This window comes from Paludibaculum fermentans, from assembly GCF_015277775.1.
In the GTDB taxonomy this organism is placed as follows: domain Bacteria; phylum Acidobacteriota; class Terriglobia; order Bryobacterales; family Bryobacteraceae; genus Paludibaculum; species Paludibaculum fermentans.
In genome coordinates this window covers 5815078-5828467 of sequence record NZ_CP063849.1, presented here as the reverse complement: position 1 = coordinate 5828467, position 13390 = coordinate 5815078, and the positions used below count along the sequence as shown (strand labels likewise).

Annotated in this window: 12 protein-coding genes; 7 read left to right on the top strand and 5 right to left on the bottom strand. The window is 61.5% G+C overall.

Annotation, left to right across the window (positions count from 1 at the left end):
* Window positions 1-115: 115 nt before the first annotated feature.
* Window positions 116-454, top strand: coding sequence for a PadR family transcriptional regulator (locus tag IRI77_RS22895; protein WP_194447330.1), 339 nt, complete (start codon window positions 116-118; stop codon window positions 452-454).
* Between the two features lie 3 nt (window positions 455-457).
* Window positions 458-3073, top strand: a complete 2616-nt coding sequence (locus IRI77_RS22890; RefSeq protein ID WP_194447329.1) for an ABC transporter permease — start codon at window positions 458-460, stop codon at window positions 3071-3073.
* A 1-nt stretch (window position 3074) separates the two neighbouring features.
* Here the strand turns inward: IRI77_RS22890 and IRI77_RS22885 are convergent, their stop codons facing one another.
* From IRI77_RS22885 to IRI77_RS22865, 5 genes are all read right to left on the bottom strand, one after another.
* Window positions 3075-4733, bottom strand: a complete 1659-nt coding sequence (locus tag IRI77_RS22885; RefSeq protein WP_194447328.1) for a hypothetical protein — start codon at window positions 4731-4733, stop codon at window positions 3075-3077.
* 12 nt (window positions 4734-4745) lie between these two features.
* On the bottom strand, window positions 4746-5501 hold the full coding sequence (locus IRI77_RS22880; RefSeq protein WP_323745116.1) for an ABC transporter ATP-binding protein: 756 nt from the start codon (window positions 5499-5501) through the stop codon (window positions 4746-4748).
* Window positions 5502-5724: 223 nt separating this feature from the next.
* Window positions 5725-7251 (bottom strand): RNA polymerase sigma factor RpoD, encoded by a 1527-nt coding sequence (rpoD, locus tag IRI77_RS38500; RefSeq protein ID WP_194447326.1) that lies wholly within the window; start codon window positions 7249-7251, stop codon window positions 5725-5727.
* Between the two features lie 418 nt (window positions 7252-7669).
* Window positions 7670-8131, bottom strand: coding sequence for a transcriptional regulator NrdR (gene nrdR, locus IRI77_RS22870; protein ID WP_194447325.1), 462 nt, complete (start codon window positions 8129-8131; stop codon window positions 7670-7672).
* Complete coding sequence (locus IRI77_RS22865) at window positions 8128-9153, bottom strand: lysylphosphatidylglycerol synthase transmembrane domain-containing protein (RefSeq protein WP_194447324.1); 1026 nt, start codon at window positions 9151-9153, stop codon at window positions 8128-8130. The genes nrdR and IRI77_RS22865 overlap by 4 nt, the downstream gene beginning before the upstream one ends.
* Window positions 9154-9444: 291 nt before the next feature.
* On the opposite strand from IRI77_RS22865, the gene IRI77_RS22860 reads away from it, so the two are divergent.
* The 5 genes from IRI77_RS22860 to IRI77_RS22840 are packed head-to-tail and all read left to right on the top strand — an operon-like array spanning window position 9445 to window position 13179.
* Window positions 9445-10125, top strand: a complete 681-nt coding sequence (locus IRI77_RS22860; protein WP_228486273.1) for an RNA polymerase sigma factor — start codon at window positions 9445-9447, stop codon at window positions 10123-10125.
* Window positions 10122-10784 (top strand): anti-sigma factor family protein, encoded by a 663-nt coding sequence (locus IRI77_RS22855; RefSeq protein ID WP_194447323.1) that lies wholly within the window; start codon window positions 10122-10124, stop codon window positions 10782-10784. Before IRI77_RS22860 ends, IRI77_RS22855 begins: the two co-directional genes overlap by 4 nt.
* Window positions 10781-11506: a LiaI-LiaF-like domain-containing protein gene (locus IRI77_RS22850; protein ID WP_194447322.1), complete on the top strand. Its 726-nt coding sequence runs from the start codon at window positions 10781-10783 to the stop codon at window positions 11504-11506. The genes IRI77_RS22855 and IRI77_RS22850 overlap by 4 nt, the downstream gene beginning before the upstream one ends.
* An 11-nt stretch (window positions 11507-11517) precedes the next feature.
* Window positions 11518-11727: a LiaI-LiaF-like domain-containing protein gene (locus IRI77_RS22845; RefSeq protein ID WP_194447321.1), complete on the top strand. Its 210-nt coding sequence runs from the start codon at window positions 11518-11520 to the stop codon at window positions 11725-11727.
* 18 nt (window positions 11728-11745) lie between these two features.
* The gene (locus IRI77_RS22840) at window positions 11746-13179 is read left to right on the top strand and encodes a DUF4097 family beta strand repeat-containing protein (protein WP_194447320.1); all 1434 of its coding nucleotides are present in this window, start codon (window positions 11746-11748) and stop codon (window positions 13177-13179) included.
* The last annotated feature ends 211 nt before the right edge of the window (window positions 13180-13390 follow it).

Genomic DNA, 13390 nt, shown 5'->3' with positions numbered 1-13390 from the left:
ACTACGCAGCAATTGCGCGGAAAAGCCGACAGCAATCGAGAAAAAAGTAAACAGATTGGCCTGCCTTACATAGTGGTAGGTATTCGACCCCTTATGGTAGTAGACTCTCTACCACATGGACAAACCGCGGAAGCTGGAGATGCTGCAAGGGACCCTGGATCTGTTGATCCTGCAGACGCTGCAATGGGGTCCACAGCACGGGCATGGGATCGGTCAGGTGATCCGGGCCAAGTCCGACGAATTACTACAAGTGGAGCATGGGAGCCTGTATCCCGCGCTGCACCGCCTGCGGCGCGAAGGCTGGATCGAAGCCGAGTGGGGCGTCACCGAGAACAAACAACGCGCGCGGTTCTACCGGCTGACCGAGGCCGGCAAACAGCAACTGATCGAGGAAGAGACGAAGTGGAAGCTCTTCGTGAAGACGATGGCGCGCGTGATGCGCCCGCAGGAGTAGACCATGCCCGAGTGGATCCGTTGGTGGCGGCGCAGGAATCAGGAAGAGACTGATCTGGATGAGGAACTGCGGTCGCATCTGGCGATCGAAGTCCAGGAGCGTGTAGCGGCCGGGGAAGATCCAGCGGAGGCGGAGCGCGCGGCGCGGCGAGCCTTCGGCAATCTGGCCCAGATTCGGGAAGAGGCGCGTGAAACGTGGGGCATGGCGGGCATCCAGCGCTTTCTGGAAGATGCGCGCCATGGAGTGCGGATGCTGGGGCGGACTCCGGTGTGGACCGGGGTGATCTGCGCCACCCTGGCCTTGGGGATCGCGCTGAGTACGGCCATCTTTAGCGTGGTCTATGGTGTGCTGCTGCAGCCGCTGCCGTACCCGCAACAGGAACAACTCGTCGCACTGGCGCCGACGTGGACCAAGGGCCCCACCGGCCGGTTCAACGTGAACGCCGCACTGTGGCTGGAGTGGCGCAACGGCCTGAAGCAGTTGCAGGACCTGGGGCTGACGCGCCCCATCGCGAACTTCAACATGACAGGCGATGGCCCCCCGGAGCGGCTGCAGGGTGCGCGGACAACCTACAACGTTCCGAGCGTGCTGGGCATGAGCCCACTGCTGGGGCATGCATTCACAGAGGAAGAGCAACTGGCCGATGCCAAAGTGGCGATTCTCAGCCATGGGTTCTGGCAGCGGAGGTTTGGCGGCGATTCCGGCGTCGTGGGCCGCAAGATCCAGCTCAATGGTCAGCCATACGAAGTGATCGGTGTGATGCCGCCGGCCTACCGTTATCCCAACAAAGACTTCGAGTTATGGACGCCGCTCTACATTCCGCCGGACGAAATCCGGGCCGACATGAACTACCAATACAGAGCGGTGGGGCGTCTGAAGGCGGGCGTGCGGGTGGAGCAGGCGCAAGCGGAACTGGACGCTTTGATGCACAAGCTGGCTCTCGCTAACCCACTGAGTTTCAAAGGCGACCAGGCCGAAATCGGAGCCGTGGTGGAGCCGTTGGCGGACAGCGACGCCCTGCAGGTGCGCGGCACCCTGTACGTTCTGCTGGCGGCGGTGGGCTGCCTGCTGCTGATCGGCGCGATGAACCTGGGTGTCCTGCTGATTGCCCGTGCCAGTGCCCGGTCGAGGGAGATCGCCCTGCGCGTGGCCCTGGGCGCGACGGGCGGTCGGCTGAGACGTCAACTGCTGGCCGAGGTGCTGCCCTTGGCGTTAGCTGGGATCGCCGGCGGCATCCTGTTGGCCCTGTGGCTGCTCCGGATATTAGTCCCCTATTTGCCAGCAGATACGCCCCGTCTCGAGTCCATCGGGCTGCACGGACCGGTGCTGGCATTTGCGATCGGCGTTGCCCTGCTGGTCGTGCTGTGTGCGGGGCTGCTGCCGGCAAGGATGGCAGCGCGCGAGTCCCCTTCTGCCGGGCTGCGATTGAATACGCGCTCGGTGGCGGGCGGCGGCCAGTCCAGGAACCTCCTGGTGGTGGCGCAGGTGGCGATGACGGTGGTCCTGCTTTTCGGTGGAGCGCTATTCCTGCGTAGTTTCTCGCAGTTGCTCCGGGTGCAGCCCGGCTTCACCGCGGAGCGGGTGCTGACCCTGCACCTGGCGGTCACGCGGGCGCGGTTCCCCGAAGACCAACAGGTGTCGGATTACTACAACCGGTTGATTCAAAGGGTGATGTCGGTACCGGGGGTGACGGCGGCGGGCCTGGTGAACCGCCTGCCCATGAGTGGGATCGCGCAAACCGGCGGCATCGAGTTCGAAGGGAGGCCGGAGCGCTACACGGCGGATTGGCGCTCGGCCACCCCCGGGTACTTTGCGGCCATGGGGATCCCGCTGCGGCAAGGCCGGTTGCTGCAGGAGAGCGACCGCCCGCACACGGCGGCCGTTGGCCTGATCGACGAAAAACTGGCCCGCACCGTGTTTGGCGCGGAGAGTCCAGTGGGCAAGCGGTTCCGTATCGCTGGTCCGTCGTTCAAGGGGCCCTGGGCGGAGATTGTCGGGGTGGTCGGCCACGTCCGGAACGATTCCCCGGAGAAGGATGAGCGTTCGCAGGTCTATTGGCCGGAAACCCAGAGGACCCAGGACCGGGCGGCGCTGGCCGTGCGGACGGCCGGGCAGCCTGGGTTGCTGGCTCAAGCAGTGATCCAGCAGATCCACACGGAGAATCCGGAACAGCCGGTCTATGATGTCCGGACAATGGACGAGTGGGTCCAGCGAGTCATGCAGGGGCGCAGCGTGATGACGGGGTTGGTGTCCCTGTTTGGATTCGCTTCGCTGTTACTGGCGTGCCTGGGACTGTATGGAGTGGTCTCGTATATGGCGGACCTGCGGCTGCGGGAGTTCGGAATCCGGATGGCGCTGGGGGCGGACAGGAACCACATTCGCGGGATCGTCCTGCGGCATGCCGGCAAGCTGGCAGGCAGTGGGATCGCGCTGGGTTTGCTGCTGGCCTGGCCGGCGGGACGGGCGCTGCGAATCCTGCTGTTCGGGGTGAGCAGCGGAGATATGGTCTCGTGGGTCCTGGCTCCGGCGGTGTTGATTCTGGTGGGTTTGTTGTCAGGCATGGGACCCGCGCGAAGGGCAGGACGGACCGATCCGGCGGTGACGTTGCGGGCCGAGTAGGTCAACCGTTGAGGTCGAGAGTCTGGACGGTGGGCGCTTGTCCATCGTAGAAGCGCAGGGCCGGATCTTCGTCCCAGAGCTGGTTGCGGTAGCGATGGAGCCAGAACGCAACCGCAGCCAGCAGCGCGTAGGCTGCGGCGAAGGCGACCGGACTGGCGCCGAGATAGAGCTCCACGCGAATAGCCACCCAGGTATAGAGGATGAAGATCAGGAACCAGATGAAGAGCGAATAGGTGACGTTCCACTTGGCCGCGCCGAAGGTGCACGTGAACGGGATCTTCTGGTAGCCAACAAAGAGGGCCTCACCCAGGACTACGGCTAGCAGCCCGCAGTAGGCCGAATGGAGCAGGGCGTCGTTGACCGGCAGCAGTAGAAAGTTGATGGGCGTAGTCAGCAGCAGTACGAAGGCCAGCATCAGCTTGTGGAACGTGATGGGGCGGCCGGGTGCGGCGATGCGGAACAGCCAGTGAGCGGGCAGGTCGGCCGGGATTTCATAGAGAAACCGGAAGCCGGTGAGCAGGAAGAAGCTGACGATGAGTGGCGCGGAAAGCACGATGTCCGTCTCGCGGTTGGTGGTGAGCACGAGGGTGAGGACGTCGTTCAGAATCACGGCGTTGGCCAGGGCCAGGAAGACCCCGAAGAGCAGCCGGTGGGTGTGGCTGCGGATGAAGGTCTGAAGGACGAACAGCAGCAGGCCGAGGCGGCGCCGGTCCTTGATGAAGCGGCCGGCGAAACGTTCCAGGCGATCCCAGACCGGCGCGGCAAAGGACGAGCCGCGTTCCAGGGTTTCCGGGATGCGGCGGAAGTGGCGGCGGTAGCTCAAAGCATAGGTGACCACCGCGGTGACGCAGCAGATGGCGAGCGCCTGCAGGGCGGTGGCGGCCAGGGCGCGATAGGCCGCGTCGGCTTTTCCCAGAAGTACTTCGTAGAGGCCCAGGAACCAAAACGGCGGCAGCCACTCGGCTTGCGGCAGCGTATGGAGTTTTCTGGCCAGGTTGCTGAGCGACGGGCAGAGCAGGAAGAGCGTGAGCAGCGCAGTGAGGATGGTGAACTGGATGGCGGCGGAGATGCCGCGAAACCGCTCCAATCCCAGGGTGGTCAGCCCGATGCCCTGCAAGGCGATCAGGAAAGTGCACGCGCAGAGCGACAGCGCCATAGTGGCCAGGAAGTGCGCGGCGATGTAGCGAAGGGCGTCCCAGAGGGTTCCGGTATCTCCGAGGACGACCAGGGGGAAGAGTATGGTGGCTCCGGCGTTCACTGCGAGCGCAAATAAGGCCACAAACGAACCCAGCGCCGCGGCTTTCGCCAGGAGGATGCGGGACAGGCGCAGCGGCATAGGCGCGAGGATCGAATGGTCGAGCCGGGTGGGGAAGATGGAATCCCACTTGAGGAGCATGGCGAGAGCCGGGATCACCAGCGCCAGGGTGAGGTAGACGATCTTGTCGGACCAGGTGGCGGCATCGCGGTCGACGAAGCGCTGCATGCGGAGGAACGAGATGAGGGAGGAGTACTTCCCCATCATCCAGAGGGGGAGAATCAGTCCCGGCATGGCGATGAAAGCCAGGATTCCGGTGACACCAGAGCGGAGTTCACCCTGCGGAGCGACCAGGTCGTTCTCGAAGAACTGTGACAGGAAGTGCCGGTAGAGGATCTTATACATCGGCGGGGTGTTCTAGTCGTGCCGGTCCGTAATGGTGTCAAGGATGGCGCTGGCTGTGCGGCCGGAGTCGTCCTGATGGACCAGCTGGGTGAAGATCTGCTCCAGCGACGGGAGGGTCATCATGGAGCGCAGGTCGGCGACGCTGCCGTCGGCGACGATTCGGCCTTTATGGAGAATGATCACGCGGGTGGCCACCCGCTCGACAACTTCCAGTACGTGCGAGGAGTAGAGGATGATCTTGCCGGCCTGGGCAAGGTCCTTCAAAAGCGCCTTCAGGACCTGCGAGGTCGTGACGTCGAGGCCGGAGAAGGGCTCGTCGAGGACGATGAGGTCGGGGTTGTGGAGCAAAGCTCCGGCAAGCAGGATCTTCTGGCGCATGCCCTTGGAGTAAGAGGCTAGCGCGGAGTAGCGGGCGGCGGAGAGTCCGAACAGCTCCAGGAGGGAATCGATGCGGCGGTCGAGAGTCGGTTGCGGGAGCTCCCGCAGGCGCCCGGCGAGTTGAAGGTATTCGCGCCCTGAGAGAAACGAGTAAAGCTGTGGTTCTTCAGGGACATAGCCGAGGCGCCGCTTGTAGTTGATGGGGTCGGCGTCGAGCGAGACGCCATCGAGGAGAATCTGCCCGTGGGAAGGCTGCAGGAGTCCGGTGATCATCTTCACCGTGGTGCTTTTGCCGGAGCCGTTGGGTCCGAGATAGCCGAGGATTTCACCTGGAGCGATGGTGAAGGAGACATCCTCCACCGCTGGAACACCCGAGTAGTGTTTGGCCAAGTTGCGAGCTTCCAGCATGTCTTACGTTAGACTCCGACGGACCACTGTAAGGTTAGTACCAAGATCAAAGTAGAGCAGCACTTTTTTCCTGGGATGCGAAAGCCGGGGTGAATGTGCATGGTGGAAGGCATCAGGAGCATACAAAGAAAAACCGGAGCCCTTGGAAGGGCTCCGGTGTTGCGTCGCCGGCTGGAATGGAGGCGGGCGCTAGTCGATAAAAGCTTTATCGGGCCGCGAGCAGCGCGCGCAGGTGGCGGGCGCGTTCCGGAGAACGAAGCTGGCGCAGGGCCTTGGCTTCGATCTGGCGGATGCGTTCGCGAGTGACGTCGAACTGCTGGCCGATCTCTTCCAGGGTGTGCTCACGCTCGCAGCCGATGCCGAAGCGGAGCCGGATGACCTTCTCCTCTTTCGGGGAGAGTGTTTTCAGAATGTTAGCGGTCTCGTCACGCACGTTGGAATCGATGACGGCATCGACCGGGGAGCCCACCCAGCGATCCTCGATGAGGTCGCCGAGAGCCGACTCGCCATCGCGGCCGACAGGGGTTTCCAGCGACACCGGATCGCGGGAGATGGTCTTGAGCTTCTGGACCTTCTCCACCGGGATATCCATGCGGCGGCTGATCTCTTCGTTCGTAGGAGCGCGGCCGAGTTCCTTTTCCAGCTCGCGGGTGGCGCGCAGGAACTTGTTCATCGACTCGTTCATGTGCACCGGGATGCGGATGGTGCGGGACTGATCGGCGATCGCACGGGTGATGGCCTGACGGATCCACCAGGTGGCGTAAGTGGAGAACTTGTAGCCGCGGCGGTATTCGAACTTATCGGCGGCACGCATCAGGCCGATGTTGCCTTCCTGGATGAGATCCAGCAGGTGAAGGCCGCGGTTGACGTACTTCTTGGCGACGGAAACGACCAGGCGGAGGTTGGCCTCGACCAGATCCTTCTTGGCGCGTTCCGCTTCGTGTTCGCCGTGGCGAATGACCGTCAGCGTATGGCGCAGGTCAGCCAGCGTGGCGCCGGCGGTGGTCTCGCGCTTCTTGAGCTCGCGCTTCAGTTCGCGGATCTTCGACTGGTTGTCGTTCTTGTTGGATTCCAGCCGCTTCACTTCGCCTTCGAGCTGGGCCATCTCTTCGGCGGCCTTCTCGATTGCGCTGGAGAAGACACGCCACTTGGGCAGCAGCCAGGGGGTGTGGCGGATGGCGCGGGAGGTTTCCACCCGCGACCGGTTGAACTTCATGATCGCCTTGCGCCGGCCCTTTTTGTTATTGGAGGCCGTGGCGTCAAGCTTTTCGTGGGCCAACTCCTGCTTTTTGTAGAGGTTGACCAGCTCAGCAAACTGCTCGCGCAGTTCTTTGGCGCGCTTTTCGAAGGCGGATGTCGCTTCCTCGGCATCGCCGAGGTCTACATAGTCGTCCAGATCCGCGGCTTCCTTGCGGATGAGCTCGGAGATCTCGACGACCTGGAGTTGAACCAACACTGAGCGGCTGATCGCTTTTTGCATGCGAAGCTTGCCGCGTTCCATTTTGCGGGCCAGATCCACTTCACCCTCGCGGGTGAGCAGCGGCACGGCGCCCATTTCGCGCAGGTAGACGCGAACGGGGTCGTCGGTGTAAATTGATTCCTCGACGGGCTGAGAGGCAGCAAATTCCTCTTCCTGCACGTCTTCCGGATGGAAGTAATTCGTTTCCTCGTCGAAGGGTAGACCAAGAGGATCCGTCGAGTCGGCTAGAAACTGATCTTCAAAATTGTCCACTTGTGGCAAGCCTCCAGGTTCAGACCTCAAAAGCGCATTCCTTCAACAGCCTGAGGCCCGGCGAACCGGTGAATCGGGGCGTAAGCAAACGGGGTTCGAAACTGAGCCACTGGGCTGATACACGACAAAGAAGATTCCATAATGTCAAGCGATAGCAATAGCCTGTTCGGACTCCTTGCCGACAGCCGAGGGTATTCAAAGGTCGTTCGGTGGCAGACCTCCCAATGACCGGGCCCGCAGACAGACCGATCGGGCACCCACGAAATTGGAAGTTGGTTTGGGACGGCTAGACGCTCCGAACTAGGATAGCATGGTTTCAACCGCTTGTTAAGTTCCTATTGTTAGGATGCTTGAGACTGGAAATAGTTACAGACATCGTCACAAGCGGAGCGCCCGAGAGCGCCGGAGTTGTGGCAGTTCAGCCACGCTTCTGGCGCATTAAGTCCTTCAATTCACTGAGAAAAGCCTCCACATCCTGAAAGTCCCTGTATACTGACGCAAATCGTACGTAGGCGATCTTGTCCAGCGGGATCAACTGCTTCATCAGGAGTTCTCCTATTTCCGTAGTAGAGATCTCCCGCTCGCCTTTGTCCGCCAACCTTCCTTCCACCTCATCGACGAGCTCGGCGAGTTTCGTCATACTTATTGGCCGCTTCTCGCAGGCCTTCAGCAGTCCGCCGAGGACCTTCTGCCGATCGAACTTCTCGCGCCGGCCGTCCTTTTTGACGACCATGTAGGGGACTTCGTCGATTCTTTCATATGTAGTAAAACGGCGGACGCACTGCAGGCACTCCCTGCGCCGGCGGATGGTGTCGCCTTCCTTGCTCTCGCGGCTGTCGATGACGCGGTCTTCCTTGAAGCCGCAAAACGGGCAATTCATATAGAGGCCTCTCGCTCCACTTCGCGCAATTTACGCCAGCTCAAACCTTCACGGAAAGCCAGGATCACCCCGAGCGGCACAATCCCAATCAGGGTGATGGCCCAGGTGACCAGGGCGATGCCGGTGGCCTGCTCGATTCCAACATGGAAAAACTCGGTTAGGACGAGGACTGCCACGATCTGGACTCCGCCGCCGATGCCTGGGATCTGGACGATTCCCCCGAACGCCACGAAGCCAATGTAAACCAGAGTGCTGGTAACGCCGAGGTTGGCAGTGGAAGGGAAGGCGAGGAACAGCGCGTGGTAGCACAGGTAGATAATCAGCCACTCCAGCGCGGAGTAGCCGTACAGCAGGGCCATGGATTTGGCGTTGCGGGTGGACCGCAATCCGTCCATGGCGGCGGAGACGACTGGCAGAATCCGTTCCTGGTGGTGAGCTTTCAGTATGCTGAGCGCCGATTTGAGGCGGTCTTCCAGGCGGTCGGAGTAATACTGAAGTCCGATGAGCACCGCCATGCAGAGGGTGCAGGTGATGCCCGTGAACCAACCGCCGGTCTGCAGCACCCATTGCATCTTCGGTCCCACTTTCTGCCCGGACTGGACGACGGCGGCCAGGGCGTAACCGAAGATGGCGAGAACGATGAGGGTGTCGTAGATGCGTTCCAGCAGCCAGGCGGCGAGTTGGGAGGGCACAGAGACCTGGGCGGCCCGGGCGATGAGGTAGGGACGCACGAACTCGCCGGGACGGCCGAGGAGAACAACGGCCGAAAACCCGATGGCCGTCGCCGTGAAGATGTCGACGCTGCGGGCCAGCGGAGCGATAGGCCTGAGCATGACCATCCAGCGCAGCACACGGCCATAGTAGCTGGCGATGGCCAGCAGCCAGCCGGCGACAAGCCAGCGCCAGTCGGCCCGTGCCATGGTTGCCAGGAAGACCTTGGAGTCAAAGCCGTTATCGGCCGCCCGGTGCACGAGAAACCAGCATCCCGCCACGGTAGCCGCCAGCATGATCCAGATGCCCAACCGCCAGTGTCCTTCCGCCGCAGGGGAGGGTGCCGCTTGGTTTCTTGGAATGTCGTCCTCGCTTCTCCCCCTGGTGGAGGATTCGGGCGCTGCTGGAGGTTCTGGCTGCAAAGAATTGAACTAGAATAAGAGATCCGACAGCCGGCTCCTGCAGATTGAGCGAACTTCTCATGATAAATCCTCGTTTCTCAAACTGGAAGGCAACGGACGGACTTACCGGCGCGGATCGAGTTTTTAGTTTGGTGAAGGTTCCGTTATCTGTTGTCCCTTCCATGAGAAAGGGAAGAAGGCATGGCTGCGGTACCTCAAGCAGTGGTCCACGGAATCGGCACCAGCGCGACGCCGCTGGCGATGGTTCCGGGCTCGGGCTTGGGGCGCACCTGGGGCCGCCCCACCGTGAGTGATCTCGATATCGACGCACAACTCGTGGAACGTTGCCTGCAAGGCGACGAGGGTGCCTGGGAAGACCTGGTCAAGGCGCATACGCGGCGTGTGTATGCGATCTGCTACCGCTTCACTGGTAAGGACAGCGAAGCACAGGACTTGACGCAGGACGTTTTTCTCCGTGTTTTCAAATCAGTAAAGAGTTTCCGGGCTGGTGAGGGTTCGTTCGCGGTATGGCTGACGCGTTTGACGCGCAACCTGCTGATCGACCACTACCGGCGCACCAAGATGGAACGGGCGACGGATTCCATTGAAGAACAGTTGCCCATGCTGGAAGAGAAGACGGCCCTGGAATCGCGAACGGACGCGATCCTGGCCGGACGCGAGGCGAGCGAGGCATTGCAGTCGGCTCTGGCGAAACTGTCGCCTGAGTTGAGAGAGACTGTGATTCTGCGCGACTTGCAGGAGTTGGAGTACCGTGAGGTCGCCGTGATTCTGGGGGTGCCGGAGGGAACGGTGAAATCGCGATTGAACCGCGGACGGGCTGAACTGGCCCGCATCCTGCGACGGCAGAAGGTGTTCGTATGAAGTGCATCGATCTCGAGGCCTTGCTTTGCGATTATGTCGACGGCGTTTTGGCGGCGCCCGAGAAGGCAACAGTGGAACTGCACCTGTCCAACTGTGAGGCCTGCCGGGAGTTGGTCGCGGATTCGCGCGCGGCGGTAGAGTTCATGGAAAAGGCGGCGGATGTGGAACCGCCGCCGGCCCTGATCAACACAATCTTATTTGAAGTCCGGAACGGGAAAGCCGCTCCGGTGAAGAGAGCGGGCACGAAGAACTGGATCGCCCGGTTGCTGGAGCCAGTGCTCCAACCGAAATTCGCCATGGGGATGGCGATGACGATTCTGAGTTTTTCGATGCTTGGGCGGTTTGCCGGAATCCCGATCAGGCAACTGAAGCCGGCGGATCTGGAGCCGGCCAGGATCTGGTCGACCTTGGAAGACAAGGCGTACCACTCCTGGGACCGCGCGAAGAAGTATTACGAGAGTCTGCGGCTTGTGTATGAAGTGCAGCAGACGTTGCGGGACTGGAACGAGACCGACGATTCCCAGGCGGCGAAGAAGGGTGGAGGGGCAGTGGCACCTGCCTCGGGCAAGACTGATTCGTCAACTATGGAAGGGCCGATCGAGACGAAGCCCCAGGGGGAACAGCAGGGGAACAAGCAGGACGGGAGGGCGAGACAATGACGGCTCCTAGTGAGAATGTGAAACCCGTGACGGCGTATTGCCGTTCATGCGGAAAGCCGTTAACCGAAGACACGGCGAAAGTGGCGCATGGGACAGTGTATTGCGAAGACCATCTGCCACAGGAAGCCCAGGAACAAGCACCGCCGCAAGCGCAGGCGGCCAACCCCTACTCGTCGCCGTATGGCGCGGGGCGGGCAGTCCCGAATCCAGGGGTCTCACCTGGCCTTGCATTTCTGCTGGGCCTGATCCCCGGTGTAGGCGCCATCTACAACGGCCAATACGCCAAGGGCCTGGTGCATGTCCTGGTGCTGGGTCTGATGATCAGCATCAACTCGACCGATGCGGCGGGCGGGTTGGAACCGCTCTTCGTGATGCTGACCTCTGTCTTCTGGTTCTACATGGCCTTCGAGGCTTACCACACGGCGCGGCGGCGGATGCTGGGCGAGCCGGTGGATGAGTTCTCGTCGCTGGTGCAGATCCGCAACACTCCAGGCTCGGTGCCGGTGGTGCCGGTGGTGCTGATCGGACTGGGCGTATTGTTCCTCCTGAATAATCTGGAACTGCTGCGGTTGCGTGTGGTGCTGCGGTATTGGCCGGCGCTGCTGATTCTGGCCGGAGTGTGGATGCTGTATGCGCGGATGAGCGGCCCGGCTGCGGAACCGCCGGCTGATCCCTACAATCCGAACGTGAATCCTCCCACCGGTCCTGGAGGTGCGCTGTGAACACCTCATATATGTTGGTTCGCGCAGTGCGGGGTCCGATCCTGCTGATCGCGTTGGGCAGCCTGATGGCGCTGCACCGGTTTCAAGACATCAGTTTTACCAAAACCTGGCCGGTGCTCCTGATCCTGCTGGGTTTGATGAAGTTGTTCGAGCGGATGGCGTTGAGCGCCAGCGCGGCTTCGACGAGCGGCCCGTACGTGGGCCCGGATGGGCAATTGTAAGGAAGGGAGGACAAGGCCATGAGAAGAGGTTCGTTGGTTGGTCCGCTGGTCCTGATTGTGATCGGCGTCGTCTTCCTGCTGAAGAACATCCGGCCGGATCTGCCCTTGTTTGAGCTCTTTATGAGCTACTGGCCGTTCCTGTTGATCGCCTGGGGCGGTCTGCGGCTGGTGGAGATCCTGGTAAGCTACTTCCGCGGTTCCAAGCTCCCGGTCACCGGCATTTCGGGTGGTGAGTGGGCCCTGGTGATTATCCTGTCCATGGTTGGGTCGTCGGTATGGGGTGTCCAGCAGTTCACACGGAACGGCTTTGGGCGGTTCCCCATCGGCGGGGTGGAAGTGTTTGGTGAGAGCTTCGACTACTCGGTGGCCGCGCAGGATGTGAAGTCCGGCAAGACGCCGCGGATCGTGGTTGATAACGTCCGGGGCAATACTCGGATCATCGCAGCCGATACCGAGCAGGTGAGCGTATCGGGCCGCAAGACGGTGCGGGCTTTGAGCCGCACCGAGGCCGACAAGGCGGATGCACTGACCAAAGTACAGTGCAACGCCGCTGGTTCCACAGTGACGATCGCCGCGAACCAGGACCGGGCCGACGGGCAGCGGGTGTCCACCGATCTGGAAATCACCGTACCGAAAGGCTCTTCGATTGAGACTCGCGGCCGCTACGGCGATTTTGAAATCTCCGACGTGACCGGCGACGTCACCATCAACAGCGACAATGCAGGGGTGCGGCTGCAGAACATCGGCGGACGGGTGAAGGTGGATACGCGGAAGAGCGACATCATTCGCGCCGTCGACTTGAAGGGTGACCTGGAGTTGAAGGGCCGCGGCCGTGACGTGGAACTGGAAAACATCGCCGGGCAGGTGACGATCAACGGGTCGTACTCCGGCGAAACGACGATGCGGAAGCTGGCCAAGACCGTACGGTTCGAGAGTGCGGTGACGGATTTCCGGGTGGAACGGATTCCCGGAGAATTGCAGCTGAGCCTGTCGACGCTGACGGCAAATAACGTGGTAGGCCCCATGACAGTGCGGGCCAAATCGAAGGATATCCGGCTCACCGATGTCTCCGACACCATCGAATTGAACATTGACAACGGCAACGTGGAGATTCTGCAATCGAAGCTGCCGCTGGCCAAGATGGACGTGAAGGTCCGTGCCGGCGCCATTGAAGTGGCGCTGCCCAAGGATGGCCGGTTCACGCTGGACGCCTCTACCCAGCGCGGCGAAATCACCAATGATTTTGACGACAGGCTGAAGGAAACCAGCGAGGATCGCGGCGCGAAATTGCGCGGGTCGCTGGGGGCCGGTCCGGAAATCAAACTTGCCACTTCGCGCGGTGAAGTGACGCTGCGCAAGATGGGCATGGGCGAAGTATCGGCGCAGGAACTGCCTGCCCCGCCGAAGGCCCCGAAGGCACCCGCTCCGCCCGCCCGGGCCGACAATCAATAGCTCATTAGTTGACTAGTTCCGAATCAATCAAAACCGGCAGGCTCTCGGGCCAGCCGGTTTTTTTGTGTCCGCTGTAGAACGAGTGGCCCAGATGCGGAGTGAATTCACTTAGTGGTGCTAGGTAGCACTGCCCACCGTAGATGGGTGCTCCGGCTACTGTCATTCCCACGGTGAATCCCACAGAATAAACCTTCAAATCTATCGAGAACAT

Bases quoted from the DNA above. Each gene is read 5' to 3' on its own strand.
- IRI77_RS22890 (WP_194447329.1), top strand. From the start codon at position 458: ATGCCCGAGTGGATCCGTTGGTGGCGGCGCAGGAATCAGGAAGAGACT.
- IRI77_RS22850 (WP_194447322.1), top strand. From the start codon at position 10,781: ATGACGGCTCCTAGTGAGAATGTGAAACCCGTGACGGCGTATTGCCGT.
- IRI77_RS22840 (WP_194447320.1), top strand. From the start codon at position 11,746: ATGAGAAGAGGTTCGTTGGTTGGTCCGCTGGTCCTGATTGTGATCGGC.
- IRI77_RS22860 (WP_228486273.1), top strand. From the start codon at position 9,445: ATGGCTGCGGTACCTCAAGCAGTGGTCCACGGAATCGGCACCAGCGCG.
- IRI77_RS22885 (WP_194447328.1), bottom strand. From the start codon at position 4,733: ATGTATAAGATCCTCTACCGGCACTTCCTGTCACAGTTCTTCGAGAAC.
- IRI77_RS22845 (WP_194447321.1), top strand. From the start codon at position 11,518: ATGTTGGTTCGCGCAGTGCGGGGTCCGATCCTGCTGATCGCGTTGGGC.
- nrdR (WP_194447325.1), bottom strand. From the start codon at position 8,131: ATGAATTGCCCGTTTTGCGGCTTCAAGGAAGACCGCGTCATCGACAGC.
- IRI77_RS22895 (WP_194447330.1), top strand. From the start codon at position 116: ATGGACAAACCGCGGAAGCTGGAGATGCTGCAAGGGACCCTGGATCTG.
- IRI77_RS22855 (WP_194447323.1), top strand. From the start codon at position 10,122: ATGAAGTGCATCGATCTCGAGGCCTTGCTTTGCGATTATGTCGACGGC.